The organism is Streptomyces sp. NPDC052023, from assembly GCF_044548465.1.
Classification (GTDB): Bacteria; Actinomycetota; Actinomycetes; order Streptomycetales; family Streptomycetaceae; genus Streptomyces.
The window spans coordinates 36,477-61,350 of record NZ_JBIUBW010000011.1 but is presented as its reverse complement, the minus strand read 5'-3'; the positions used below and the strand labels follow the sequence as shown (position 1 = coordinate 61,350).

Sequence of the window (24,874 nt, the reverse complement as noted above, 5' to 3'; positions counted from 1 at the left end):
CACTCTTGTGGGTGATGCCGTTCGAGCGCGGCCGATTCGCCGACTCACCCGTACGGTTGTGAGCGCTTGCTCATGCGGTGGTCGCATGCTAGCGCACGCCGCTCACCGTCCGGTCGACTCCACCACGCGCAGCACCGGCTCCAGCGACCCGACGACGACCGTGGCCCCGGCGTCCCGCAGGACGGCGGCCTTACTGGCGTTACGCGCGTAGCCCAGGAAACCGGTGCCGGCCCGCGATGCGGCGTGCAGGTCGGACGGTGTGTCGCCGATCATCAGCGCCTCCCCCGGGGCAGCCCCGACGGCCGTCAGTGCCTGATTCAGGCTGTGCGGGTGCGGCTTGAGCCGAGCGAGGTCCCGGGTACGGCCGTAGATGTGCGGGGCGAAGCAGGGGAGCAGACCGCGGCCCTGCAGATAGCTGCGGGCCGTGCGCGCCGAGTTGTTGGTGGTGACGGCGAGCCGGGAGCCGACCGCCTGCCATGTGCGTATCAGCCGGTCGGCGTACTCGGTCGGCCACGCGGAGGACGCCGCTCGCAGCTCCTCCGTGGTCAGACGTTCCTCCAACTCGGCGATGAGGTCGCTGCCGGGATGCCTGCTGTCCACGGCACGCAGGATGTCGTGCGGGTCACGGGCCTGTCTCTCCTGCTCCGACAGCAGGCCGCCCAGTCCCCGTTGGTCGAGCCACTTCACCAGGTCACGCGCCACGTCCTCAGCCGAATGCCCGGCGAACAGCCGGCAGATGGGGCCGTCGAAGTCCCACAGGACGACACGGGCGCGGGCGATCAGCCGGCGCAGGGCCTCGGTCTCGTCGTCGGTCTCCGCAGTCACATGATCAGCCTGCGTCGCATCAGAAGTCACTCAAAGAGTGTCAGGTCCGTCGTGATGGTTTCCCAGAGGGCGTTGAACCACATCTGCGATTGCTCCACAAACGCCGCGTCCCGGCGGCCGGAGTCCTGCTCGAAGGAGAAGAGGAGGGACTCGCTGCCGAGGACGTCGTACATGTCCAGGGGCCCGGTGCCGTCGTCCTCGGCGCGGCGGGTGACCATGTAGTACGCGATCAGGGCCTCCTCGCCGTTGAGCAGGTACAGCTTCACCGGCGGTGTGAACGGCAACGCGCGGAAGGTGACCTGGACGTCGATGCCGTGGGAGGCGCGCAGGGAGCGGAGGTTGTGCTGGAGGACGTGGCCCTGGGCGTTGCGCTGGGAGAGCCAGCGCCTGTGGACGGGGTCCTCGTCGCCGCCGCCCTCGACGGAGATGGGGAAGGCGAGGTTGATGTCCCGGGAAGGCAGCAGGATGCGTACGTCGACCGACGTGGGACGGACGCGGCCCTCGTGGATCGCGCGGACCGGCTCGCTCAGCGCCAGCATCAGGGTCTCGGCGGTCAGGCAGGCGGCGTCGATGCGGACGTGCGGGGCGGAGAACGCGGCCGTGAGCCGCGGCGCGAGGCCGACCATCGTGGGCTGGGGCTCGCTGCTCGCCACCGCCGGTACCGCGATGCGCGGCGGGCTGCCCTTGCTGACGTTGCTGAGCAGTCCGTCTTCCTGGAGCGCGCGCAGGGCCTGGCGGACGGTGCCGCGCTCCACGCCGAACTCCTCGGCGAGTTCGGCCTGCGTGGGCAGGCGGTCGCCCGCCTTGAGGGCGCCGCTGCGGATGCGCTCCCGCAGCGTGTCGGCGATGTTCTGCGGCGAGAGCCTTCTGCTGCCGTTCACTGCCACGTTCTCCTGAGTCACGACCAAACGCTACAACTCAAAGCCATCTAACGGCAGTTGCCTGCGAGTTGTTTATGGATGTCTGCCAAGTGGGGACAACTTAAGCAGAGTTGGTTGCCAACTTCGCGCTACCTCAACCGAGTTGGCGGAAGCTTTGCCTCCCCGGCGGCCAGAAGGGGGAACCACCGTGCCGGCCCTCGCTCTCCTCTCCGCAGTCTTCGTCGTCGGCTTCGAACAGGTCGTCGCCTGGCAGTACGGCGCCACCGGCGTCGTCGGCCTGCTCCTGCTCACCGTAGGCATCAAGGCGAAGAGCCCGACCGTCAGCTCCATCGGGGCGGTCGTGCTCGCACTCCTCGTGACCGGCCCCGCCATGTGAACGACCCGCACCCACGGGAGGCGTCAGTTCGTGAGCACCAGCTCCGAACTGATCGTCTCCCACAACGCGTTGAACCACAGATGGGACTGTTCCACGAAGGCCGCGTCGCGCAGCCCGGCGCCCTGCTCGAAGGCGAACAGCATCGACCGGGTGCCCTCGGCGTCGTACAGCTGGAGCTGTTCATGGTCGATCTCCTCCTCGCGGCGCCGGAGCGTGTAGTAGGCGAACAGCGCCTCCGACTCGTTGAGCAGGTAGAGCTTCACCGGCGGCGTGAACGGCAGGGCACGGAAGGAGACCCGCACGTCGATCCCGTGCGTGGAGCGCAGCGCCAGCAGGTTGTGCTGAAGCACCTGCCCCTGGGCGTTGCGCATCGCCAGCCACCGCTGGTGCAGCCGGTCGGCGTCCGCGGGATCGAGGTCCACCGGCGCCGGGAAGGCGAGGTCGATGTCCCGGCTGGGCAGCAGGACACGTACGTCGACCTTGGCCGGTTTCAGCTCACCCGCGTGGATCCGGCGCAGCGGCTCGCCGATCGAGAGGGTGAGCGATATCGACGTCAGGCACAGGGCGTCGATCTCGACGTGCGGCGCGGCGAACGCGGCCGCCACCCGGGGCGCCAGGGCCACGGTGGTCGGCTGGGGCGGGGCTTCCGGGCCGGCCGGCGCCCAGCCGGGGTCGGGGGCCACCGTCGCCGGACTCCCTTTGGACACGTTGGTCAGCAGCCGCTCCTGCTGCAGGATGCGCAGGGCCTGCCGGACGGTCCCCCGGTCCACGCCGAACTCGTCCGCCAACTGCGCCTGCGTGGGCATGCGCCGGCCCGGCTGCAGCACCCGGTCCCGGATCCGCGTGCGCAGTTCGTCGGCCACCTCGCGGTGTGACATCTGCGGCCGCTGTGGCCGCTTCCGTCCATTGACGGAGACGTGTTCGCGCTCCACGACCGAACACTACAACTTCTCGCCATCTTCCGTCAGTTCAGAAGTAGGTGGTTATGAGACGCTCCCAAGTGGAGATAACTGAAGTGAAGTTGGTCGCCAACTTCGGCAACATGGTCAAGAGTCCCGAGTGTTGGCCACCAGGGCGGAACGTTCGAAGGGGGACCGAATGCCGCTCATCGCCATCGTCATCGCCACCCTGGCCATCGGGGTCGAACAGTTCATCCAGTGGAGGTTCGGACCGATGGGCATCGTCGCCCTGGTCGCGCTCACCATCGGGATCAAGGCCAAGAACACCATGATCGGCGGCATCGGAGCAGTGCTCCTGGTGATGCTGCTCGCCCAGACGGGCTGACCGGGCTCCCTTCCGGAGGGGAGCCGGGAGCTCGGTCGGTCCGCCCAGCCACAACTGCACACCGACAACTGCACACCGACAACTGCACACCGACAACTGCACAGTCACGGCTACACGGTCACGACCGCACAGTCACAACTGAACAAGCAGAGGGACAGCCACAACTGAAGAGCACGCTACGGATAGCAAGAAGCGTCCACCGTCGCCGGCAGAGGGGAGTACTAGAACAGGTCCGGGCACCAAGGCCGCCTGGACGTGCGCAGCAGGGCGTCGGCCGAACGGGCGGCGCCCGCTCGTTCTTCCCGCACCCGGCCCAGCGCGGCCAGCCGCACCGCTGACTCGTCACCCAGCCACAGCGCCGCCAGATCGGCGACGTCCAGCGTGAGATCGGCGCTCGCACTGCTCGGCGCACAGGACGCGCCCTGCTCCGACGCCTCCAGCCGGTACCGCCCGCCCGCGAACCCGCCCGCGTCGACGACCTCCAGCACCAGCGAACCCGATCCCTCGTACGTCCGCGCCTGGAGCGCCCGTACGACGTCCAGCACCCGCACCCACAGCCAGTCGGCCTGCTCGGTCAGGCGCGCGGCGCGCGGGTCCGGCAGGAACATCGGCAGCAGGTCGTCCGGGGCCCGCCAGCCCGACTTCACTTGCGTGATCCAGTCGATCGAGCACAGGAAGTGCCACAGGGCGCGCTCGGCGGCCGGTGTCACCGCGATCAGCCAGTTCACATCGGCGGTGTTCTGCGGCTGCTTGCCGTGCCACTTGTCGTCCGACTCGTAGGAGACCAGTCCCTCGACCTCGCCCGTGGCCGAGCGGTACAGGGCGTAGTAGGGCTCCGTCCACGAGCTCTGGAAGCGCGCGGCGCCGGTGTTGATCCGCCACCAGAGGTCGCTGCGGCTGACCGCGCCCGGCTGGGTACGGCGGAGGCGCTCGTGCAGCTCCGGGCCCAGCTTGCGGACGTCCTCGGCGTCCACCAGGTCTATCCGCCCGCCGTCCTGCGGCCCCGACCACCGGCGGTCGAGGCCGGTCCGCGGTACGTCGACGGTCCACTCGGCGGCCGTGGTGGCGGGGCCGAAACCGTAGCGGCCGTAGATCGGGTACTCGGCGGCGACGAGCGTCGCGACGACGTCCCCGCGTTCCTTGGCTGCCGTCAGGTCCTGGGCCATCATGCGGCTGAGCAGGCCACGGCGGCGGTGCGTCGGGCTGACGGTGACGTTCGAGACGGCGTCGGCCGGCACGAAGGCGCCGCCCACGGCCGTGACCTCCTGTGCGAAGGAGCGGAAGGTCGCCACGCACCGGTCCCCGTCGAACGCCCCCAGCAGCCGCCCCGGAACGAACTGGGCACGCCGTGCCTGAAGTTGCTCCTCGGCCAGCGTGGGCCGTTGCAGGAAGCCGACGTTCATGGCGCGATGCCAGTCCGCCAACTCCTCTTCGGTGATCGGACGTACGGGGAGCTCGTCGCGGCGCGTCATGAGTGCACCGTAGGCACAGGAGGGCGCGGGTGTCGCGGGATTTTCCAGCGGGGATGCGCGGCAGGACACCGCACCGGGCAGGTCGGGGCGCGGGGCCCCACCCGACGGGGCCGCGCGCCCCGCCCGAGCGGGGCCCCGCGTCACATCAGCAGGTCGTCCACCTGCGCCTCCCCCTCCCGGTACCGGCGCGCGATCTCCGCGCTGCACTCGTCCGCCGTCCGCTGCAACCGCTGCCGGCGCCGGGACACCTGCTGCTCGTAGCGCACGAGCCGTCCCATCGCGGTGGTCAGTTCCCCGTCGGTACGGGCATCCAGCGCGGACAGTTCGACCTCGGCCAGCATCTCCGCCGCGAGCCGCCGGTACTCCTCGTTGTGCGGCGTCCCCAGCGTGACGTGGCGCGCGGAGGAGCGGTGCCGGGCCGGGGCGTCCTTGAGGATCTCCGGCAGCCGCTGGACGACGGACGCCTCGGCCGGGCCGGTGTCCACCAGGGACGCCGGCCCCCTGCGCGCCAGCTCGGCGCGCAGGATGTCGATACGGCCCTGGAGCAGGCGTCGTACGTAACTGAGGTCCGCCTCGTCGCGCTGGGAGTCCCGGCGCAGGGAGCGCAATTCGGCCAGGCTCAGCGTGGTCAGATCGTGCGCGGGCGGATCCGGCGGCAGCTGTGGACTGTCCGTGCGTTGCACGGGTGGCCGGAGTGACTCCCCGGCTCCCGCTTGGGTCAACGAGACAGCCCCAGGCGGCTGCCCGGTACTCGGTGTTCTCATATGCCTCAACCGTCCCCTCGACCGGCGTGTGGCGCCATCGTGCCACCCCAAGTGGTCCGTATGTGACCGAGTGCCCCCGAACGGCCCCAGATGGGGGGTTAGGGATCAAAAAGAGCGCCGGTACGGACCACCCGCGAAGCCGGGCGACGCGGCCCGGCATGATGGCCTTATGCGAGCAGTGGTGCAGAGGGTGGACGGCGCGAGCGTCGTCGTCGACGGCGAGACGGTGGGGGAGATCACCGGCGAGGGGCTGTGCGTCCTGGTCGGTGTGACGCACGAGGACACCAAGGAGAAGGCGGCCCAGCTCGCCCGCAAACTGTGGTCGCTGCGGATGCTGCACGACGAGAAGTCGTGCAGCGACATCGGCGCCCCGCTCCTGGTGATCAGCCAGTTCACCCTTTACGGCGACGCCCGCAAGGGCCGCCGTCCCACCTGGAACGCAGCCGCGCCCGGTGACGTCGCCGAGCCGCTCGTCGACGAGGTGGTCGCGCAGCTGCGCGCGCTGGGCGCGACGGTGGCGACGGGCCGGTTCGGCGCCCGGATGCGGGTGGGGCTGACGAACGACGGCCCGTTCACGGTCCTGCTGGAGATCTGAGCCTCAGGGCTCGACGACGACTTCCTGGGCCGCGGCCGTCGTGTCCGCCACCAGGCGGGCGTCCACCGGCACGTTCCGCTTCACCAGCGCCAGCGCCACCGGACCGAGCTCGTGGTGGCGCACGGACGTCGTCACGAAGCCGACCCTGCGGCCGTCGGGACCCTCGTCGGCGAGCCGGAGCTCGGTGCCGTGCGGCGGCAGGTGCACCTCGCTGCCGTCGAGGTGGAGGAAGACCAGCCGGCGCGGCGGCTTGCCCAGGTTCTGCACCCGGGCGACCGTCTCCTGCCCCCGGTAGCAGCCCTTCTGCAGATGCACCGCGGTGCCGATCCAGCCCAGCTCGTGCGGGATGGTGCGGTGGTCCGTCTCGAAGCCGAGCCGGGGCCGGTGCTGCTCGACGCGCAGCGCCTCGTACGCCAGGATCCCGGCCGCGGGTCCGGCCTTCGCGGCGAAGGCCTCCAGCTCGGCACGCGGCAGGAAGAGATCACGGCCGTGCGCCGTCTCCCGTACGACGGCCTTGTCCGGCACCTCGGCGATGGAACCGGCCGGCAGGTGGACGACGGCGAAGTCGGCGGTGCGGTCGGCGACCTCGACCCGGTAGAAGAACTTCATCGACTCCAGGTACGCGATCAGGGCGTCCTGGGTGCCGGGTTCGACGTGGGCCCAGACGGTCGTGCCGTCGTCCACCAGATAGAGCGCGTGTTCGATGTGACCGTTTGCGGAGAGGACCAGCGCCTCGGTGGCCTCACCCACGGGCAGTTCGCTGACGTGCTGGGTGAGCAGCAGGTGCAGCCAGCTCAGCCGGTCGTCGCCGGTGACGGTGACGACCCCGCGGTGCGAGAGGTCGACGAAACCGGTGCCGTCGGCGAGGGCGCGCTGCTCGCGGAACAGGTCGCCGTAGTGAGCGGCGACACCTTCGTCCAGCCCTTCGGCGGGGACGGCGCCGGGCAGGGACAGCAGAGGGCTCTTCATACGCTAAGCCTACGACCCGGTACTTGAACCCTCGCCGGTCGCGCTCCTGGCTTCCGGGTCCCCGCCCGCCGCGCAGTCCGCGCACCGGCCGAAGATCGCGAAGTGCTTCATGTCGGTGTCGAAACCGAAGGTCTCGCGCAGCTTGGCGGTGAACTCGGCGGCCACGGAGACGTCCGCCTCGATCACGTCGGTGCAGTCACGGCAGACCAGGTGGAGATGGTGGTGCCGGTCGGCGAGGTGGTACGTGGGCGCGCCGTGCCCCAGGTGGGCGTGGCTCACAAGGCCCAGCTCCTCCAAGAGCTCCAGCGTCCGGTAGACGGTGGAAATGTTGACCCCCGACGCCGTCTTCCGCACTTCAGCGAGGATGTCGTCGGGGGTCGCGTGCTCCAGGGTGTCCACGGCTTCGAGCACGAGTTGCCGCTGCGGCGTCAGCCGGTAGCCGCGCTGCCTGAGGTCGCTCTTCCAGTCGGTGCTCACCACACCCACGAGTCTAGGGCTACTTGAAGAAAGCGATCCCGTCGTCGGGCAGGTCGCCCGGCAGGGCCTTCGCCCAGCGCTCGACGTCCTCCGGGGTGACGACCTTCTTCAGCTGCGCCGACATGTACGGGCGCAGCTCGACCTCCGGGGTCTGCTTCTCTCCCACCCACATGAGGTCGCTCTTGACGTAGCCGTACAGCCGCTTGCCGCCGCTGTAGGGGCGGGAGGCCGCGGTGCGCGCGACGGCGTCCGTGACCAGGTCGATCTGCGGCTTCTGGTCGGCCAGCTCGCCGTACCAGATCTCGATGACGCCGTCGTCGCGGGTCATCGTGACCTCGACCTTGCGGGCGGCGTCGATGCGCCAGAAGCCGTGCTCGGACTCCAGCGGCCTGACCTTGTTGCCGTCCTGGTCGAGCACCCAGCTGTGGGAGTGGTACTCCAGGAAGTCCCGGCCGTCGTGCGTGAAGGTGACCTCCTGCCCGAAGTTGCACTTCTCGGCACCGGGGAAGTCGTGCACGCCCGCGCCCGCCCAGTTGCCGAGCAGGAAGGCGAGGGGGACGAGGTCCTTGTGGAGGTCGGACGGGATCTCGATCATGAGCAGCTCAGACGTCTCGTACGGGTAGGGGGAGGATCAGCGCTGGCCCTGGTACAGCTTCTTCACGACCAGACCGGTGAAGGCGAGGACACCGACGCAGACCAGGATCAGCAGGATTTCGAAGAAGAGGGTCACGGGATGCTCCTTGGTGAGCGGGGTGCGTGGTACACAAGGCCGGGCCCCAGCTTACGCGGCTGCGACCCGGCCCTCCTTGTGAGGTACGCCCTCAGCCCAGCAGCTGGCTCTGCAGGACGACCGTCTGCCGGAACGGCACGGCCGGCACCCCGCCCTTGCGGGACTGCACGATCACCGCGTAGACGTCGCCGGCCGCGAGATAGGCCTGGCGGACCTGCTCGGCGCCGTACGGCTCCGGTTCGGCGTAGGCGGTGCGGGCGATCCCGCGGACCGTGGCCGACTCGGGGAACTTCGCGTCGTACTCGGTGTCAGGGGCGCCACGCAGCGGGTACGTGGGCCAGGCGAACGCCAGGGCGTCGGGTGCCATCTCGGTGTCCACGACCTGCGCGGTGTCGAACTGGAGCAGGTAGATCCGGGTCCGGACGCCGTCCGGCGTCGTCCAGCCCCGGGCGGCGATGTGCCGCAGGCCGGTGTCTACGAGTTTCCGCCGCAGCAGCTCCCGGTCCTCCTCGGCGTACTCCGCCAGGTAGTCCTCCGACGCCAGCCAGCCGTCCGCGCCGCGCAGCGTCTTGGCCTCCCGCGCTCCGGCGGGGGCGGGCAGCACGAGGGCGCGCAGGTCGGCGTGGTGGGCGCCGGCCGTGTTGCCGTCGGCGAAGGGGCCCGGGCTGCCGACGGGCAGCGGCGGCCTGGTCAGCTCGGGGTAGTCCCAGCGGCCGTCCGACTCCGTGGCGAGGCCGGGGAGGTCCGTGCGCGCCAGGCCCGTGATCCCGTACGCCGTGCCGGTGCCGACGGCCGCGAACACGAGCGCGGCGGCGGTCCAGCGCGCCACGGCCCGCAGGACACGGCGGTCCCGGGGCGCGGGGGCCGGAGCCACGGGGGGAGCAGCCGGCTGCGGCGGTTCGGTGACCCGCTGGTCGAGCGGCTGGGCCTGCGTGGTGCTGTCGGTCATATCGCCTTCCCGGGTTCGGCGATGCGGTCGAGTTGGAGGCGCAGGAGCGAGGCGACTCCGGCGCTGTCGAGCGTGCCGGTGCCGTACGCGGTCGCCGTGACCAGGACGTCACCGACATGGGCGGAGCAGAGCACGGCGGCGAGCTCCTCCTGGCTTCCCCCGGGCGCCCCGAAGCACTCGGCGTTCTTGTGCCCCTTGATCTTCGGTCCCTTGCGGCCGCCCAGGGCGCCGACGAGCTTCCGCTGGAACTGAGAGAGGTCACGGACCGCGGTACGGTCCTCCATCTGCGTCAGCACGACGCTCACCGAGTAGATCTCCTCGTTGTAGAAGTACGGCTTCGCCTCCCCGCTGAAGTAGCTGCGCATCGCCATGCCCTTGACGCGCTGCCGGTCGATCTCCTTCTCCAGCTCCTTGCGCGCGGAGCGGGACAGGCCGCGCAGGGACTGCTTGCGCAGCGCCGTGGCCTGGGCGCCGCTGAGCCGGGCGTCGGAGCCGAACTCGCCGATGTCGGGGCCGCGGACCCAGCCGTCGGTGCCGTAGGGCACGAGCATGCCCGCCAGCCCGGTGGCGATCGGCGCCTTCCTCTCCTCGCCGGTCTCCTTCGGGAACTTCCAGCGCGGGGCGCCCGCGTCCCGGTCCGCGTCCCGCACGGTCACGACGGTCGCGCTCACGCCGGCGACCAGTGCTCCGGCGAGCAGCAGGCAGCCGGCGACGGCCGCCACCCGCCCGCGCCGCACCGGTTTGCGCGGCGGTGCGTCCACCGGTGCGCCCGCCCCCTCCGGCAGCGGCTCCGGCACCTCCGGCTGCGCCTGGTCCTGCGTGGCTCCGGTCTCCGTCACAGCCGCTCCATCTGCCGTTCTGCCAGGTCCATGACCGTCTTTCTCGCGATCCGCCGGTCGCCGTAGATCCAGATCTCCATCGCGATGTCACCGCGCCAGGCGTGTGCCTCGGCGGTGTACAGCGGCTCGTATCCGGGCTTGTTGCCGGGCCGGGGGTGGACGTAGGCCATGCCCTCGCCGGTGCCGGGGACGTTCCAGCTCTCGACGCCGCTGGCGCGCTCCGCCCAGTCCTGGAGGTTGGCGACGGAGTCGACCGCCGCCATCGAGTCCTCGTGGCGGAACTGCACGAGACGGATCTCCACGCTGTACGAGTTGCCGACCTCCCAGCCGGCGACGGCGGCCCGGCGGAACTCGTCCGAGACGAGGGAACTGAACTTGCTGCCCGGCTCGGTGAAGGTGCCGGCGTAGACCGGGAGGTCCATCCAGCCGTCGGAGCCGGACAGCCACTCGGCCTCCTTCGCGCCGGCCGGCTTCTTCAGCAGCAGCTTGCGCAGGTCGCCTTCGGTGCGCACCTTGCGGTCCTGCGCGGCCGACAGCGGCTCCGGGGCCGGCCCGGTCGCCTGCGGCAGCACCGGCTGGGACAGCGGCGGCAGCGGTTCGGGCGCGCGGCCGGCCTGTACCTGGTATCCGGCGCAGATGCCCGCGACGACACCGAGTACGGCCGCGCCGGTGATCAGAAGGGCGGTACGGCCACGGCGTCGGGGCCGCGTCCGAGGCGGCTCCGGCGATGCCTGTACGGCCTCCGGGATCACGTCCGCGTCGGCGGTGTCCGGCGTTCCCGGTCTTTCAGAGTCTTCCACGACGTCCCCCACAGGACATGAAGCGCGGATTCCACTACCGCGCCTCACAGGTGACCCATGGCCCAGGCGTCCGGTTGTAAGGATCTTGATTACGATTCAGCCATGGCGAAGAAGATGGTGATCAAGGTGACGGCGGGGGCCGATGCTCCCGAGCGGTGTTCGCAGGCGTTCACGGTCGCCGCGGTGGCCGTGGCGAGCGGAGTGGACGTCTCCGTGTGGCTGACCGGCGAGTCCGCCTGGTTCGCGCTGCCGGGGCGGGCGGCGGAGTTCGAGCTGCCGCACGCCGCCCCGCTGCCCGACCTGATCGACTCCGTGCTGACCGCCGGGCGTCTCACGCTGTGCACGCAGTGCGCTGCCCGCCGGGACATCACGGAGAAGGACGTCATCGAGGGCGTACGGATCGCGGGGGCGCAGGTCTTTGTGCAGGAGGCGCTCGCGGAGGACACGCAGGCGCTCGTCTACTGACGCACGCCGGTCGTCAAGGGGTCTCGGTCCAGAGGCAGAACGGGTGGCCCGCCGGGTCGAACAGGACGCGCACACCGGCCTGGGGCTGGTACCCGGCGGGCGTGGCGCCCTCGGCGACCGCCCGCGCCGTCTCCGCCTCCAGATCCTCGACCTCGATGTCGAGGTGGAGCATCATCTGCTGGTCACCGGGGTGCCGGGAGGGCCAGACCGGGCGTACGTACCGGGCTCGGTCTCGAACGCCAGGGCCGTGCCCTCGCTGCCGGGCGGTGGGCCGATGAGCACCCAGTGAGGCTCCTCGCGGCGCACCTCGTAGCCCAGCAGACGCCGGTAGAAACCGGCCAGTTCATGCGCGTCGTGCGCGTCCAGCACCACGGTGGACAGTCTCGCGGGCGACATGGCCGCCTTCTTACCGCGGCTTCTTCTTGCCGTCCAGTTCGTCCCACCACTCGTCGGACTGCGGATCGCCGGACGGGTCGTCCCACCAGCGGTCGTCCGGGCCCCGGCGATTGGCGACCATCGCGGCGACGGGAGGGATCACCATGGCGACCACGCACATCCCCACGGCCGCGGCCGTCGACCACAGGCGTACGACTCCCCAGGCCAGGACGAACAGCCCGATGCAGATGCCCATCATGGCGAAGTAGACGTGCCGTCGGCGCGCGTACATAACTCCAGCGTAGGTCCGCGTCCGTGATCCGCACGCGAAAGGGCCGCGCCCCAGGTGTCCGACCCATGGGACGCGGCCCCTGCGCTCGGCGCCGGGTCGTCAGACCGCGATCGCGACCTCCGCGAGGCCGCCCTGCTGGGCGACGACCGTACGGTCGGCGGTGGCACCGCCGGGCACGAGGGCGCGCAGCGTCCAGGTGCCCTCGGCCGCGTAGAAGCGGAACTGGCCCGTCGCGGAGGTCGGCACCTCGGCCGTGAACTCGCCGGTCGAGTCCAGCAGACGGACGTAGCCCGTCACCGGCTCGCCGTCGCGGGTCACCTGACCCTGGATCGTGGTCTCACCGGGCTTGATCGTCGAGGCGTCGGGGCCGCCGGCCTTCGCTCCGCACATGTCGAATCTCCTGAGGGGTCTTGAAGGTCGGGGCTTACTTGTTGGCGCCGAGCTCGATCGGCACGCCGACGAGGGAGCCGTACTCGGTCCAGGAGCCGTCGTAGTTCTTGACGTTCTGCACGCCGAGCAGCTCGTGCAGGACGAACCAGGTCAGCGCGGAGCGCTCACCGATACGGCAGTAGGCGATGGTGTCCTTGGCGAGGTCCACCTGCTCCTCGGCGTAGAGCTCCTTGAGCTCCTCGTCCGACTTGAAGGTGCCGTCGTCGTTGGCGTTCTTCGACCACGGGATGTTGCGGGCGGTCGGGACGTGGCCCGGGCGCTGCGACTGCTCCTGCGGCAGGTGCGCGGGGGCGAGCAGCTTGCCGGAGAACTCGTCGGGCGAGCGGACGTCGACCAGGTTCTGCGCGCCGATGGCGGCGACCACGTCGTCACGGAAGGCGCGGATCGAGGTGTCCTGCGGCTTGGCCGTGTAGACGGTGGCCGTGCGCTCCGGCACCTCCTCGACCAGCTCGCGGGCGTCCAGCTCCCACTTCTTGCGGCCACCGTCGAGAAGCTTGACGTTGTCGTGGCCGTAGAGCTTGAAGTACCAGTAGGCGTACGAGGCGAACCAGTTGTTGTTGCCGCCGTAGAGGATCACCAGCGTGTCGTTGGCGATGCCCTTCGCCGACAGGAGCTTCTCGAAGCCCTCCTGGTCGATGAAGTCACGGCGGACCGGGTCCTGGAGGTCCTTGGTCCAGTCGATCCGGATGGCGTTCCTGATGTGGTTCTTCTCGTAGGCGGAGGTGTCCTCGTCGACCTCGACAATGGCGATGTCCGAGTCGTCCAGGTGCTCCTGCAGCCAATCGGCGTCTACCAGGACGTCGCTGCGGCTCATGCTCTTTCTCCTCCGGGGCAGTTGCGGCGGGGCGTGCGAGTGCGAAGGGGTGCGCGTGCCGGGTACGGCGTGGCGCACGAGTGCCCTGAGCAGGGCAGGGGAACGCGGAAGTCGGAGCTTCCGCTCAGAAGGTGCGACAGAGCATGGCGGCAACGCGGCACAGGTCTACTGCCCGCCGCTTCGTGAGGTCCGCCTGTCGCTTCATGCCGTCGAGCTTAGGGACGGACCGGCGGGCGTGTCACCGGTGTGTCGCATCGTGAGACAGGATCGTCCGACATGCGGGAACACAGAAGCGCCCGGCCAGCCGCGGCACGGCTCCCGGGCGCTTGCGCACGCTCTCTCATCTGCGGTACGGACGAGGCGTCTCGCCTGCCGGACAGCCGCACGATGTCCGGCCCGGTCCTACCCGGCCAGCCGTACGTTCGAACCCGCCACCGAGATCTCCAGGCCGTTCGGCGCCGCCTCGACCTTGTCGAGTTCGATGCCGCCGGGCAGGTCGTCGATGGCCTGCTGGAAGTCGGTGATCTCACGGACCGAGTTCTCGGCGAGGTCGAGCCCCGCCAGGTCCGGCAGGGAGTCGGTGCGCACCTCGACGTTGTCGCCCTTGACGCTCACCGCGCTGAGCACGGAGAGCTCCCTGGTGCCGATCACCGGGGCGTCGATCTCCAGCCCGACCTCGATCTTTCCGTTGCCGCCGTCGGAGAGGCTCACCACGCGGGCCGTGATGCCGGGGGCGACCTGCGTGGGCTCCGACTTGGCGGCCTTGAGCAGCTCGTCGTACGCGATGGTCGCCGTGCCGGTCGCGGAGGCGGCCGTGGCGGAGCTGAAGTCGCCGGAGAAGTCGACGCCCTTCAAGTTCGCCCGCAGGTCGTCGATGCGGATGCGCTCGCCGTCGCCCGCGGCCGCCTCGTAGTCCTGGATGCCGATCTCGACGTCGTCCAGCGTGCCGCCCGCCACCTGGGTGAGGAAGGGGAAGCCGTTGATCGACACCTCGGGGGTGCTGGACAGGCCCTCGTTCGTCCGCACCCGGTCCGCGACCTCGCCCTCGGCGAAGTTCACCGCGAGCCGGTCGGCGGCCACGAACAGGCCGCCCAGGATCACGACGACGATCAGAAGTATTCGCAGCGCGCGCATTTTCCCCACCCCGGCGATCGGTCTCGGACGACGGTCACCGTAACCCCAAAGGCAACACCGGTCGCGGAATTGTCGATCACCTGTGACAGGCGGACCTCAGACCAGCGCGCGCCCGAGCACCCACACCACCGGCGCCGCGGCGCTCAGCGGCAGGGCCACACCGGCGGTGAAGTGGACGAACCGGGACGGATAGTCGTAGCTCGCCACCCGGTGGCCGATCAGGGCGCACACCCCGGCCGCCGCGCCGAGCAGGGCGCCCTCGCCGTTGCCCACGCCGGTCAGCCCGCCGGCCGCGATGCCGGCCCCCGCCGCCGCGAGCAGCGCCACCACCACGGAGGCGGGCGTCGGCAGCGGCAGCGCCCGGGCCAGGACGGCCACGGCCACCGCGACGGCGCCGAGGACGACCGCGTCCGGCCCGGCGGCCAGATAGCCGGTCGCGACGACGGCCAGCGCGGCCGAGACGACGGTCGCCATCAGGCCGTACATCCGGGTGTCCGGGTCGGCGTGCGAGCGCAGCTGCAGCACGAGGGTGAGCAGCACCCACACCCCGAGCGTGCCGAGGATCGCGGCCGGCGCCTGCTCGCGGCCCGCGACCAGCAGCGCCACGTCCGCGGTCAGCGCGCCCGCGAACGCGAGCGCGATGCCCTGGCGGGCCGGCCACATGCCGTTCAGCCGGAACCAGCCCGCCGCCGTCACGGCCTGGAGCAGGACCAGCGGCACGAGCAGGCCCCACGCGCCGAGCGCGGCGCCGCCGGCCATCAGCAGTCCGAGCACCGCGGTGAGCGCGGCCGGCTGCAAGCCGGGCTCGATGATGGGCGACCGCCCCTCCAGCCGGGCCCGCTGCGCGGCCGTGAGCGGCGCCTCGGGAGCGGCGGGGGGCTCGGCGGCGTGCTGGGGCTGCCCGTGCGGCTCCTGCGCCCACTGCCCGTTCTCCGGCTGCTGCTGCGGAACGTACGCCGGGGTGGCCGGCTGGGTCTGTGTGTCCCAGGTCCGGCCCTCCCACTGCTGGGTGTACGGGCCCCCGTACGGCTCCTGCTGGTACTGGGCCTGCGGGTGCTGGGCCGGATGGTACTGGGCCGGATGGTGCTGCGGGGTCTGCTGGTAGTGGGGCCGGTCCTGCTGGTACGGGGCCTGTGCCTGCTGGTACGGGGCCTGTGCCTGCTGGTGCGGGGCCTGTGCCTGCTGGTACTGCGCGGCCTGTGCCTGCTCGTGCCGGGGTTCGTCCTGCTGGTGGCGGGGAGCCCGGCCCTGCTGGTACTGGGGCTGTCCCTGCCGGTAGGGGTCGTACCCGGCGTCGTACGCGCCCTCGTACGGCTGGTTGCTCATCGGTGTGGTCACCCTCCTGCGAACGGCGGGAGCACCTCGACCGTGCCGCCCTCGGCCAGCCGTACCGTCTCATGCCCGCGGGTGCCCACGGGGTCACCGTCGACGAGGAACGAGCATCGCTGCAGGACGCGCACCAGTTCACCGGGGTGTCGCTCGCGCACCGCGTCGAGCGCCCCGGCGAGCGTCGCCGCGTCGAAGCGCTCCTCGGCGATCCCGGCGGCGGCCTTCGCGGCCGCCCAGTAGCGCACCGTGACCTTTGCCATCTCGTCCTCAAGTCGGTCGGCGGAACCTGGCTGTGAATACCGTCAGGCTAGCCCGCCGCGCGGGCGGCCCAGTCCCCGATACGGGCCAGGAGGGCGTCGGTGGCCGCGTGCTCGGCATGGCCCATGCCGGGCTCCAGCCAGAGTTCGCCGTGGTCACCGGCGGCCTCGGCCAGCATGTGGGGGTGGTCGACGGGGAAGTAGCCGTCGCGGTCGCCGTGGACGATGAGCAGCGGCGTCGGCGCGATCCGGGGTACGGCCTCGACCGGCGAGAGCGGGACGGGGTTCCAGCCCCGGTGGTGGATGCGGGTACGCAGGCCGTAGCGGCCGAGCAGCCGGCCCTCGGGCCGGGTGACCAGCCAGTGGACGCGACGCATCGGTGCCGTACCCCGGTAGTACCAGCGGGCCGGGGCGCTCACCGACACCACCGCCCCGGTCTGCCGGGCGTTGAGCGCGGCGTGCCGGAGCACCACCGAGCCGCCCATGGAGAAGCCGACGGTGACCACGCGCGCGTGCCCCTGTTCGCGCGCCCACGCCACCGCCGCTGCCAGGTCGAAGACCTCGCGGTCGCCGAGGGTCGAGCGCCCGCCGGAGGCCCCGTGGCCCCGGAAGGAGAACGTGATCACGGCGCCGTACCGCCCCAACGCCGTGGCGACCCGTCGCACGTGCGGCTTGTCGACATCGCCGGTGAAGCCGTGGGCGACGACGAACACCGGGTGGCCGGCAGGTGGCGGCGGCGTTTCGTATACGACCGCGCCCGGTTCGTACAGCGCGTCGACGCGCACACCGTCGGCGGTCTGCAGAAACGTCCGCGACGGCGCGGGTCTGCCCGCCCCCGGCGTCTCACACTGCGGACGGACGGTGGTGGAACGTGCCACTTGGCCTGCCGGACCGTTGCTCATGTGGGCTATTCTGCTGTGCAGAGGACTCGGGCAGCGTTGCCCCCGGGTCCTTTTGTGCTTTCGGAAGCGTTGTATACGAGGCGGAGAACCACAGGTGACCGCCGGTGTACGGGCCCCGGGATCGCAGAGCGGTGCCGCATCGCACAACGTCCTCGCAGGGACCGAGGAGGAACCAGACGTATGAGTTCTCTGCTGCTCCTGACCAACGCCCTCCAGCCGTCGGCGGAAGTACTGCCCGCGCTCGGCCTGCTGCTGCACAACGTGCGAGTGGCTCCGGCGGAGGGCCCCGCCCTCGTCGACACCCCCGGTGCCGACGTCATCCTCGTCGACGGCCGGCGCGACCTCCCCCAGGTCCGCAGCCTCTGCCAGCTGCTCCGCTCCACCGGGCCCGGCTGCCCGCTCGTCCTCGTCGTGACCGAGGGCGGCCTCGCCGCCGTCACCGCCGACTGGGGCATCGACGACGTCCTGCTCGACACCGCGGGGCCCGCCGAGGTGGAGGCCCGCCTGCGGCTCGCGATGGGCCGGCAGCAGATCGTCAACGACGACTCCCCGATGGAGATCCGCAACGGCGATCTGTCGGTGGACGAGGCCACGTACAGCGCCAAGCTCAAGGGGCGCGTGCTCGACCTGACGTTCAAGGAGTTCGAGCTCCTGAAGTACCTCGCGCAGCACCCGGGCCGGGTCTTCACCCGCGCCCAGCTGCTCCAGGAGGTCTGGGGCTACGACTACTTCGGCGGCACCCGCACGGTCGACGTCCACGTACGGCGGCTGCGCGCCAAGCTCGGACCCGAGCACGAGTCGCTGATCGGGACCGTCCGGAACGTCGGTTATCGATTCGTTACGCCGGAGAAGGTGGACCGCGTCGCGGACGAGACGAAGGCCAGGGCGGCCCGGCCGAAGCCGGAGGATGCGGGCGAGACGGCCTCACCGGCCGTCGCCGAGGTTCCCGCGGACGCGTAGCGGGGGCGCGGGCGCGCCCCCAGCGGTGCGCCCGCCCGCGCACGGGTTCGCACAACGCTCCGTACGCCCTGCCCAGCGGGGGTCCATCCGCGTAGACTCCGCGCGTGGCCAAGGTGACTCGGGATGATGTGGCACGGCTGGCGGGTACCTCCACCGCCGTGGTCAGTTACGTCATCAACAACGGACCCCGGCCGGTCGCCCCGGCCACGCGCGAGCGTGTCCTCGCCGCCATCAAGGAGCTGGGCTACCGGCCCGACCGGGTGGCCCAGGCGATGGCCTCACGGCGCACCGACCTCATAGGCCTGATCGTCCCCGACGCCCGCCAGCCCTTCTTCGGGGAGATGGCGCACGCGGTGGAGTGGGCGGCCGCCGAGCGCGGAAAGATGGTCCTGGTCGGGAACTCCGACTACGTCGGCGAGCGCGAGGTCCACTATCTGCGGGCGTTCCTCGGGATGCGGGTCTCCGGGCTGATCCTGGTCAGCCACGCGCTGAACGACCTGGCGGCCGCCGAGATCGACGCCTGGGACGCCCGGGTCGTCCTGCTCCACGAGCGCCCCGAGGCCATCGACGACGTCGCCGTCGTCACGGACGACCTGGGCGGCGCCCAGCTCGCCGTACGCCATCTGCTGGAGCACGGCTACGAGTACGTGGCCTGTATGGGCGGCACCGCCGAGACGCCCGCCGTCGGCGACCCCGTCTCCGACCACGTCGAGGGCTGGCGGCGCGCCATGGCCGAGGCCGGGCTGCCCACGGAGGGACGGCTCTTCGAGGCGCCGTACAACCGCTACGACGCCTACCGCGTCGCCCTGGAGTTCCTCTCCGGCCCCGACCGCCCACCCGCCGTCTTCTGCTCCACCGACGACCAGGCCATCGGCCTGCTGCGGGCGGCGCGCGAGCTGCGGATCGACGTGCCCGGGGAGTTGGCGGTGGCCGGCTTCGACGACATCAAGGAGGCGGCGCTCGCGGACCCGCCGCTCACCACGATCGCCTCCGACCGCTCCGCGATGGCGCGGGCGGCGGTGGACCTCGTCCTCGACGACGGGCTGCGGGTGGCGGGCTCGCGCCGGGAGCGGCTGAAGGTGTTCCCCTCGCGGCTGGTGGTACGCAGCTCCTGCGGCTGCTAGCACACCGGGCCTTATATCGGGCATACAACGTTCTGCCGGGCTTCTCAGGCAGCACTCAGGGTGCTCTCATGGTCGGGCGACACGCTCATGGACATGACCGAGAGCTTCCGCCGCGACGGCGCGTACGAGAACTACGGGAACCCGTACCAGGGCGGGCAGCAGCACGCCCCCTCTCCTGTCGACCCCGAGTGGCCCCCGCCGCCCGCGCACCAGCCGACGGCGGGGACGGCGGGGGCGCCGCACCGGCCGACGGCATTGCTCGCCGAGCCCGTCGCCGCGCCGCCCGGGCCCAGGAAACGCAGCCGCGGGACCGTCGCGCTGCTGGCCGCCGTGGCGATCGTCGCCGCGGCCGTCGGCGGCGGCACGGCCTACGGCTTCCAGGAGCTCGCCGGTGGCGACACGGTGGCCTCCGCCGGCACCGGCACCGACGTCGTGCCGGCGAGCCGGAAGGGCACCGTCGCCGGCGTGGCCAAGGCGGTCAGCCCGAGCATCGTCGAGATCAGCGCCGCCACGAACGCCGGGTCGTCCACCGGCTCCGGCGTGATCATCACCGGTGACGGCGAGATCGTCACCAACAACCACGTGGTCTCCGGCGCCTCCCAGGTCAAGGTGACCACCAGCGACGGCAAGGAGTACACCGCGCAGGTCGTCGGTACCGACAGCAGCAAGGACCTCGCCCTGATCAAACTCGACGACGCCTCCGGACTGAAGGCGGCGACCCTGGGCGACTCCGACGGTGTGCAGGTCGGCGACGAGGTCGTGGCGATCGGCTCGCCCGAGGGCCTGACCGGCACGGTGACGAGCGGCATCGTCTCCGCGCTGGACCGTGACGTGACCGTCTCCACCGAGGAGGGCCGGCAGCAACAGCAGCCCGGCGGGGGCTGGCCGTTCGAGTTCGACGGCAGGGAGTTCAACGGCGACACCGGGTCGTCCACGACGACGTACAAGGCGCTCCAGACCGACGCCTCCCTCAACCCCGGCAACTCCGGGGGTGCGCTGATCGACATGAACGGCGACATCATCGGGATCAACTCCGCGATGTACTCGGCGGCGGGCTCGTCGTCCGACGCGGGCAGCGTGGGCCTCGGGTTCGCGATCCCGGTCAACACCGTCAAGGCCGACCTGGCCAAGCTGCGGGCGGGTGCGACGGACTGAGGGCGGCGGACCACAAGGGCGGACCGGCCGCCGTCCGCAGACATGCGAGGCTGGCAGCGTCAGCCTCCGCCTCCCCATCGCACCCGAGGAATCCGAGCCATGAGCCCCGCCGAAGGCGACCGTGACCCCCAGCGCATCCTGATCGTCGACGACGAGCCGGCGGTGCGCGAAGCACTCCAGCGCAGCCTCGCCTTCGAGGGGTACGACACCGAGGTCGCCATCGACGGCGCGGACGCCCTGGAGAAGGCGGCCGGGTACCGGCCCGACCTGGTCGTCCTCGACATCCAGATGCCCCGCATGGACGGCCTGACCGCCGCGCGGCGCATCCGGGGCGCCGGGGACACGACCCCCATCCTGATGCTGACGGCCCGCGACACGGTCGGTGACCGGGTGACGGGGCTGGACGCCGGGGCGGACGACTACCTGGTCAAGCCCTTCGAGCTGGACGAGCTGTTCGCCCGTATCCGCGCCCTGCTGCGGCGCAGCTCCTACGCCGCCGCGCAGGCGGCGGCCGGTGCGCACCAGGACGAGGCGCTGGTCTTCGCCGACCTGCGCATGGACCTCGGGACGCGGGAGGTGACGCGGGGCGGGCGGCCGGTGGAGCTGACGCGCACCGAGTTCACGCTCCTGGAGATGTTCATGGCCCATCCGCGGCAGGTCCTCACCCGGGAGCAGATCCTGAAGGCGGTGTGGGGCTTCGACTTCGAGCCGTCGTCCAACTCCCTGGACGTGTACGTGATGTACCTGCGCCGCAAGACGGAGGCCGGGGGCGAGCCGCGGCTGGTGCACACGGTGCGGGGCGTGGGGTACGTGCTGCGGCAGGGCGGCGCGGAGTGAACAGGATGACCCGCGGCTTCCGTGCCCTGCCCATCCGCTCCCGGCTGGCGCTGCTGGTGGCGGCGGCGATGGCGTTCGCCGTAGCCGCGGTGTCCGTGAGCTGCTGGTTCGTGGTGCGCAACAAGCTGTACGACGAGATCGACGACGACCTGCAGGCGTCCATCGGCTCCGTGTCACGCATCGAGGTCGCGGCCGCGCTCGGCGCCTGCGGCCAGGCGCCGGCGACCGGCCCGCTCGGGCCCCGGTCGGACAGCTACGTCCAGATCGTGCGGTCGGACGGCGAGGCCTGCCCGTTCGCCGGTTCGGCGGGCACGATCAAGGTCGCCGACGCCGACACGGCCATGGCCAAGGCCCCGCAGGAGCGGAACGGCACGCTGCGCACCGGCCAGGACAGCGACGGCGATCCGGTGCGCGTACTGACCACGGCGCTCGTGGTCAAGGTCAGTCCCGGCGAGCAGTACGTCGCCGGGGACTCCGCGCTGGTCCTCGGCATCTCCCTCAACGGCACCCGGCGCACCCTCAACGAACTCGCCCTGCTGCTGCTCATCGTCTCCGGCGTCGGAGTCGTGGGCGCCGGGGCCGCCGGTCTGGCGGTGGCCCGGGCGGGCCTGCGCCCCGTCGACAAGCTCACCGAGGCCGTGGAGCACGTCGCCCGCACCGAGGACCTCCGCATCCGCATCCCCGTGGAGGACGACAGCGAGGACGAGGTCGCCCGGCTCTCGCGGTCGTTCAACTCCATGACCTCCGCCCTGGCCAGCTCCCGCGACCTGCAACAGCAGCTCATCGCCGACGCCGGTCACGAGCTGCGGACGCCGCTGACCTCGCTGCGCACCAACATCGAGCTGCTCACGCGCAGCGAGGAGACCGGCCGCCCCCTGCCCGAGGCGGACCGCAAGGCGCTGCTGGCCTCGGTGAAGGCCCAGATGACGGAGCTGGCCGCGCTGATCGGCGACCTCCAGGAACTGTCCCGGCCGGACGTGGACCAGCACGCCGGCAGGGCGCAGGTGATCGCCCTGCACGACACCGTCGAGTCCGCACTGCGCCGCGCCCGCCTGCGGGGCCCGGAGCTGACGATCACGGCCGACGTGCAGCCGTGGTACGTACGCGCGGAGCCGTCGGCGCTGGAGCGGGCGGTGGTCAACATCCTCGACAACGCGGTGAAGTTCAGCCCCGGCGGCGGCGCCGTCGAGGTGGTGCTGAACGACGGGGTCCTCACCGTCCGCGACCACGGCCCCGGCATCCCCGCCGACGAACTCCCCCACGTCTTCGACCGCTTCTGGCGTTCACCCACCGCACGCGCACTGCCAGGCTCCGGCCTCGGCCTGTCCATCGTGGCCCGCACGGTGCAGCAGTCGGGCGGCGAGGTGACCCTGAGCCCGGCGGAGGGCGGCGGCACGCTGGTGACGGTACGACTGCCGGGGGCCCCGACGCCTCCGCCGGAGACCGCGCAGGCCACCGGCTGAGCACTCCGGCCGGCCGCGGCTCACCGACGCCGAGGCCACCGGCCAAGGGGGCGGCCGGCCCGCTGGACGCCTACGGGGTCCTGACAGATCCGTCCGGCGGGCGCAGATGATCGACAAGTGCCCGGAACCGGCCCCACACCTCAGCCGGCGTCCCGTCGCCCAACCGGTAGTGCAGGGCGGGCCCGGCGGCGTGACCGAGCGGCACGGGCGCGAGGCCGTGCGGCGGGGACTCCGCACGCGACCGGCCGACGCGCCGGGCCTCTTCCCGGCCGAGCGTGAAGGTGACCGGCACCGGCGGCGCCCCGGCTCGCGCGGGGACGGTCAGGTCGCGTCGGCCCGCGCGCAGGGACGCGAGCAGGGTGACGAGGCCGTGGCTCGCGTCGAGTTCGACGGCGAGCTCCTCCAGGGCGTGCAGGGGCGGCCGCTCGTCCTCGCCGTAGCCGAGCGCGACGGTGATGTCCTCCTCCACGCCCGCCGGTGTGCGCCGTACCCGGACCGTGGCCAGGACGGGGCGGTCGGGGTGCCCGACCGCGATCAGCCAGGTGGGGCGGGGTGCGCGGGACTTGGCCAGGTCTGTCAACCCCCTTGTCGACCAGGGCACGTTGACCGGTTCGGCGGTGCTCCACCCGGCAGGCGCGGTGCCCGTCAGATGGCGGAAACAGGTCTCCAGCGCGTGCCCGAGGACCAGGTACGGTTCGGCGGGGTGACGGGTACGGAGGGTCAGCAGGAACTGGCGCTCACCCGTGACGGCACCGGCTGTGAAGGCCCCGGCGACGGGCGTGGAGCCCTGCTCGCCGGATACGGGGGTGAAGGTGCCGCCCTTCCAGTGCAGCACGGCGCCGGACAACCCGTCGTAGTAGCCGTGGTCGGGGTCCTGGACGACCCAGCGGTTGGGCAGGCCCCGCAGAGCGGTGCGGGTGGCCAGGGTGAGACGTGCGGTGGGCGGGGTGACGATCTGCAGGGCACGGTCGCTCTCGTTCGCCGTGCGCAAGGCGTCGGAGAGCCAGCTGGTCAGGGGGACCAAGGGGCGGTCCTGGATGACCACGGCGGTTTCCGGGGTGAGGACGTCCACGGCGGGGCCACCGGTGGCGGACGCCACGGCGGAGACATCCGTGGTCAGCGGGACGACCTCGGTGCAGGCGGCCTCGGCGGGCCATACCGTGCCGCCCAGAACGGTGACCAGGCGCCCGGCGAAGGAGCCCGCGAGACGTCCGGCCTCCGCCACGGCCGTGGAGGCACGAGCCTCCGTCCACCACACCGGCCCGGTCTGCCCGGCCCCGTCCACACCGTCCACGCCGTCCACGCCGTCCACGCCGTCCAGCAGGCGGGAAGTCTCGCCCGGAACCTGGACCAGGACGGGAGCCTCCACGGAGACGAGGGGACGGCCGCCGGGGTCGCAGAGCTGGACGACCGCGCCGGCGGCGAGGGTCTGCACGCCCAGGTCGGGGCCCCCGGCGTACATGCCTGCCAGCAGCGTGCGCAGGTCCGGCATCGTGGGGGTGAGGGCGATGACGTCCTTGGTCACAGGGCCCCTCCGGCGGCTTCGGTGCTCATGTCGGGAATTCGCCCAACCAGCTCCGCTTCAGCAAGTGCTCGGGCAGATACTCCGAATCGACCTCGATGGGACGACCGGCGTCGTAGGCGAGGCAGGCGAGGGCGAGAGGCGCGAGGGCGACATCGCCGTCGCTGGTCTCCTGGCGTTCCTCGACATCCGCCGTCCAGTACTCCTTGTGCAGTTGTACGGCCTGCACCAGGGCCTCATTGAATTTCTCCGGATCCCGGCTGATGAAGCGGAAGAACATGTTGATCGGCGGATAAAGGACCTTGAGCATCAGCTCCCGGTCGACATACCGAAGCCGGTCGGGATCCGTCTTGTCGAAGGCGGCGGTCAGCTTCTCGCCCAGCCCAGGACGCTCCAGCCAGTACGTCTGGAGGGCGTCGACCCAGTCGTAGATGTACTCCTCGAACACCGCGTCCGAAGCACGCAGCGTCTCGATCGGCACCTGGCACAGCTGGGTCAGCCGAGCCTCGTCACGACAGATCACCGCAAGCCAGAAGGCGTCCAGCCAGGTCCCCGCGTCCACGAAGTGCCGGATCCCCACGGCCGGGATGGTGCGCACCTTGTGAGCGATCATGCACTCGACGGTGGACCCTTCGGGAGCGGTCGCCGAGGCGAAGAGGGCGGAGCCGACCTGCATGGCGGTGGTCCAGGCTTCCCAGGTTTCCAGGAATTCGGCGGTGGGATCATTGCGGCATTGGGATTTGGCGGTGCTCAGTGCGCTGCTGAAGGTCATGCCGATGCCATCCGGCCACTCCGCCAACTCCTCGATGCGCTTGAGCATGCGTTCATTGCGCA

General features: G+C 71.4%; 30 protein-coding genes and 1 pseudogene. 9 read left to right on the top strand and 22 right to left on the bottom strand.

The annotated features are described in order from the left end of the window. Window positions 1–102: 102 nt before the first annotated feature. On the bottom strand, window positions 103–825 hold the full coding sequence (locus ACIHCM_RS22240; protein ID WP_399898408.1) for an HAD family hydrolase: 723 nt from the start codon (window positions 823–825) through the stop codon (window positions 103–105). A gap of 26 nt (window positions 826–851) precedes the next feature. Next, on the bottom strand, window positions 852–1,733 hold the full coding sequence (locus ACIHCM_RS22235; RefSeq protein ID WP_399898406.1) for a GntR family transcriptional regulator: 882 nt from the start codon (window positions 1,731–1,733) through the stop codon (window positions 852–854). 160 nt (window positions 1,734–1,893) lie between these two features. Between ACIHCM_RS22235 and ACIHCM_RS22230 the strand changes: the two genes are divergently transcribed. After that, entirely contained in the window at window positions 1,894–2,082 is a 189-nt protein-coding gene (locus ACIHCM_RS22230) for a hypothetical protein (protein ID WP_399898404.1), read from the top strand. A 23-nt stretch (window positions 2,083–2,105) separates the two neighbouring features. Here ACIHCM_RS22230 and ACIHCM_RS22225 read toward each other — a convergent pair whose 3' ends face one another. Continuing rightward, window positions 2,106–2,960 carry a winged helix-turn-helix domain-containing protein gene (locus ACIHCM_RS22225; RefSeq protein WP_399898402.1) on the bottom strand — a complete coding sequence of 285 codons (855 nt, stop codon included), beginning with the start codon at window positions 2,958–2,960 and terminating at the stop codon, window positions 2,106–2,108. 220 nt (window positions 2,961–3,180) lie between these two features. Between ACIHCM_RS22225 and ACIHCM_RS22220 the strand changes: the two genes are divergently transcribed. After that, window positions 3,181–3,366, top strand: coding sequence for a hypothetical protein (locus tag ACIHCM_RS22220; protein WP_399898400.1), 186 nt, complete (start codon window positions 3,181–3,183; stop codon window positions 3,364–3,366). 221 nt (window positions 3,367–3,587) lie between these two features. On the opposite strand, the gene ACIHCM_RS22215 is transcribed toward ACIHCM_RS22220, so the two are convergent. Next, on the bottom strand, window positions 3,588–4,838 hold the full coding sequence (locus ACIHCM_RS22215) for a GNAT family N-acetyltransferase (protein WP_399898398.1): 1,251 nt from the start codon (window positions 4,836–4,838) through the stop codon (window positions 3,588–3,590). Between the two features lie 140 nt (window positions 4,839–4,978). Next, complete coding sequence (locus tag ACIHCM_RS22210; protein WP_399898396.1) at window positions 4,979–5,602, bottom strand: aerial mycelium formation protein; 624 nt, start codon at window positions 5,600–5,602, stop codon at window positions 4,979–4,981. 169 nt (window positions 5,603–5,771) lie between these two features. On the opposite strand from ACIHCM_RS22210, the gene dtd reads away from it, so the two are divergent. Further along, the gene (dtd, locus tag ACIHCM_RS22205) at window positions 5,772–6,197 is read left to right on the top strand and encodes a D-aminoacyl-tRNA deacylase (protein ID WP_399898394.1); all 426 of its coding nucleotides are present in this window, start codon (window positions 5,772–5,774) and stop codon (window positions 6,195–6,197) included. Window positions 6,198–6,200: 3 nt separating this feature from the next. Here dtd and ACIHCM_RS22200 read toward each other — a convergent pair whose 3' ends face one another. The 6 genes from ACIHCM_RS22200 to ACIHCM_RS22175 all read right to left on the bottom strand — a co-directional run bounded on the left by ACIHCM_RS22200 (window position 6,201) and on the right by ACIHCM_RS22175 (window position 10,961). Then, on the bottom strand, window positions 6,201–7,166 hold the full coding sequence (locus ACIHCM_RS22200) for a YgfZ/GcvT domain-containing protein (protein ID WP_399898392.1): 966 nt from the start codon (window positions 7,164–7,166) through the stop codon (window positions 6,201–6,203). A gap of 9 nt (window positions 7,167–7,175) precedes the next feature. Further along, window positions 7,176–7,646, bottom strand: a complete 471-nt coding sequence (locus tag ACIHCM_RS22195; protein WP_399898390.1) for a Fur family transcriptional regulator — start codon at window positions 7,644–7,646, stop codon at window positions 7,176–7,178. 16 nt (window positions 7,647–7,662) lie between these two features. Further along, the gene (locus ACIHCM_RS22190; protein WP_399898388.1) at window positions 7,663–8,238 is read right to left on the bottom strand and encodes an FABP family protein; all 576 of its coding nucleotides are present in this window, start codon (window positions 8,236–8,238) and stop codon (window positions 7,663–7,665) included. A gap of 226 nt (window positions 8,239–8,464) precedes the next feature. After that, window positions 8,465–9,322 (bottom strand): hypothetical protein, encoded by an 858-nt coding sequence (locus tag ACIHCM_RS22185; RefSeq protein ID WP_399898386.1) that lies wholly within the window; start codon window positions 9,320–9,322, stop codon window positions 8,465–8,467. After that, window positions 9,319–10,161 (bottom strand): hypothetical protein, encoded by an 843-nt coding sequence (locus ACIHCM_RS22180; RefSeq protein ID WP_399898384.1) that lies wholly within the window; start codon window positions 10,159–10,161, stop codon window positions 9,319–9,321. Before ACIHCM_RS22180 ends, ACIHCM_RS22185 begins: the two co-directional genes overlap by 4 nt. After that, on the bottom strand, window positions 10,158–10,961 hold the full coding sequence (locus ACIHCM_RS22175) for a hypothetical protein (RefSeq protein ID WP_399898382.1): 804 nt from the start codon (window positions 10,959–10,961) through the stop codon (window positions 10,158–10,160). Before ACIHCM_RS22175 ends, ACIHCM_RS22180 begins: the two co-directional genes overlap by 4 nt. A 102-nt stretch (window positions 10,962–11,063) precedes the next feature. Between ACIHCM_RS22175 and ACIHCM_RS22170 the strand changes: the two genes are divergently transcribed. Next, the gene (locus tag ACIHCM_RS22170; protein WP_399898380.1) at window positions 11,064–11,426 is read left to right on the top strand and encodes a DsrE family protein; all 363 of its coding nucleotides are present in this window, start codon (window positions 11,064–11,066) and stop codon (window positions 11,424–11,426) included. A 13-nt stretch (window positions 11,427–11,439) separates the two neighbouring features. On the opposite strand, the pseudogene ACIHCM_RS22165 reads toward ACIHCM_RS22170, so the two are convergent. The 9 genes and pseudogenes from ACIHCM_RS22165 to ACIHCM_RS22125 form a co-directional block, all read right to left on the bottom strand. Further along, window positions 11,440–11,822: pseudogene (locus tag ACIHCM_RS22165) on the bottom strand (VOC family protein). A 10-nt stretch (window positions 11,823–11,832) separates the two neighbouring features. Beyond that, window positions 11,833–12,093 (bottom strand): DUF3099 domain-containing protein, encoded by a 261-nt coding sequence (locus ACIHCM_RS22160; protein ID WP_399898378.1) that lies wholly within the window; start codon window positions 12,091–12,093, stop codon window positions 11,833–11,835. Window positions 12,094–12,192: 99 nt separating this feature from the next. Beyond that, window positions 12,193–12,483, bottom strand: a complete 291-nt coding sequence (locus tag ACIHCM_RS22155) for a DUF1416 domain-containing protein (protein WP_365444639.1) — start codon at window positions 12,481–12,483, stop codon at window positions 12,193–12,195. 34 nt (window positions 12,484–12,517) lie between these two features. After that, window positions 12,518–13,357, bottom strand: coding sequence for a sulfurtransferase (locus tag ACIHCM_RS22150; protein ID WP_399898376.1), 840 nt, complete (start codon window positions 13,355–13,357; stop codon window positions 12,518–12,520). 124 nt (window positions 13,358–13,481) lie between these two features. After that, window positions 13,482–13,562: a putative leader peptide gene (locus tag ACIHCM_RS22145; RefSeq protein WP_350310325.1), complete on the bottom strand. Its 81-nt coding sequence runs from the start codon at window positions 13,560–13,562 to the stop codon at window positions 13,482–13,484. A gap of 197 nt (window positions 13,563–13,759) precedes the next feature. Continuing rightward, entirely contained in the window at window positions 13,760–14,491 is a 732-nt protein-coding gene (locus ACIHCM_RS22140; protein WP_399898374.1) for a DUF2993 domain-containing protein, read from the bottom strand. Between the two features lie 96 nt (window positions 14,492–14,587). Continuing rightward, complete coding sequence (locus ACIHCM_RS22135) at window positions 14,588–15,817, bottom strand: hypothetical protein (protein WP_399898372.1); 1,230 nt, start codon at window positions 15,815–15,817, stop codon at window positions 14,588–14,590. An 8-nt stretch (window positions 15,818–15,825) separates the two neighbouring features. Continuing rightward, on the bottom strand, window positions 15,826–16,080 hold the full coding sequence (locus tag ACIHCM_RS22130; RefSeq protein WP_399898370.1) for a MoaD/ThiS family protein: 255 nt from the start codon (window positions 16,078–16,080) through the stop codon (window positions 15,826–15,828). A gap of 47 nt (window positions 16,081–16,127) precedes the next feature. Further along, window positions 16,128–16,979: an alpha/beta hydrolase gene (locus ACIHCM_RS22125; RefSeq protein ID WP_399898368.1), complete on the bottom strand. Its 852-nt coding sequence runs from the start codon at window positions 16,977–16,979 to the stop codon at window positions 16,128–16,130. Between the two features lie 180 nt (window positions 16,980–17,159). Between ACIHCM_RS22125 and ACIHCM_RS22120 the strand changes: the two genes are divergently transcribed. The 5 genes from ACIHCM_RS22120 (at window position 17,160) to ACIHCM_RS22100 (ending at window position 22,518) form a co-directional block, all read left to right on the top strand. Next, the gene (locus tag ACIHCM_RS22120) at window positions 17,160–17,939 is read left to right on the top strand and encodes a winged-helix domain-containing protein (RefSeq protein WP_399898366.1); all 780 of its coding nucleotides are present in this window, start codon (window positions 17,160–17,162) and stop codon (window positions 17,937–17,939) included. A gap of 104 nt (window positions 17,940–18,043) precedes the next feature. Then, on the top strand, window positions 18,044–19,063 hold the full coding sequence (locus tag ACIHCM_RS22115; RefSeq protein ID WP_399898364.1) for a LacI family DNA-binding transcriptional regulator: 1,020 nt from the start codon (window positions 18,044–18,046) through the stop codon (window positions 19,061–19,063). Window positions 19,064–19,156: 93 nt separating this feature from the next. After that, a complete protein-coding gene (locus tag ACIHCM_RS22110; protein WP_399898362.1) occupies window positions 19,157–20,218 on the top strand; it encodes a S1C family serine protease in 1,062 nt (353 codons plus the stop codon). A gap of 99 nt (window positions 20,219–20,317) precedes the next feature. Continuing rightward, window positions 20,318–21,055, top strand: coding sequence for a response regulator transcription factor (locus ACIHCM_RS22105; protein WP_399898360.1), 738 nt, complete (start codon window positions 20,318–20,320; stop codon window positions 21,053–21,055). Window positions 21,056–21,060: 5 nt separating this feature from the next. Then, window positions 21,061–22,518 (top strand): sensor histidine kinase, encoded by a 1,458-nt coding sequence (locus ACIHCM_RS22100; RefSeq protein WP_399898358.1) that lies wholly within the window; start codon window positions 21,061–21,063, stop codon window positions 22,516–22,518. A gap of 70 nt (window positions 22,519–22,588) precedes the next feature. Here ACIHCM_RS22100 and ACIHCM_RS22095 read toward each other — a convergent pair whose 3' ends face one another. Both ACIHCM_RS22095 and ACIHCM_RS22090 read right to left on the bottom strand, forming a co-directional pair. Continuing rightward, window positions 22,589–24,043: a DUF6177 family protein gene (locus ACIHCM_RS22095; RefSeq protein WP_399898356.1), complete on the bottom strand. Its 1,455-nt coding sequence runs from the start codon at window positions 24,041–24,043 to the stop codon at window positions 22,589–22,591. Between the two features lie 25 nt (window positions 24,044–24,068). Next, complete coding sequence (locus tag ACIHCM_RS22090; RefSeq protein WP_399898354.1) at window positions 24,069–24,860, bottom strand: immunity 49 family protein; 792 nt, start codon at window positions 24,858–24,860, stop codon at window positions 24,069–24,071. Window positions 24,861–24,874: the final 14 nt, after the last annotated feature.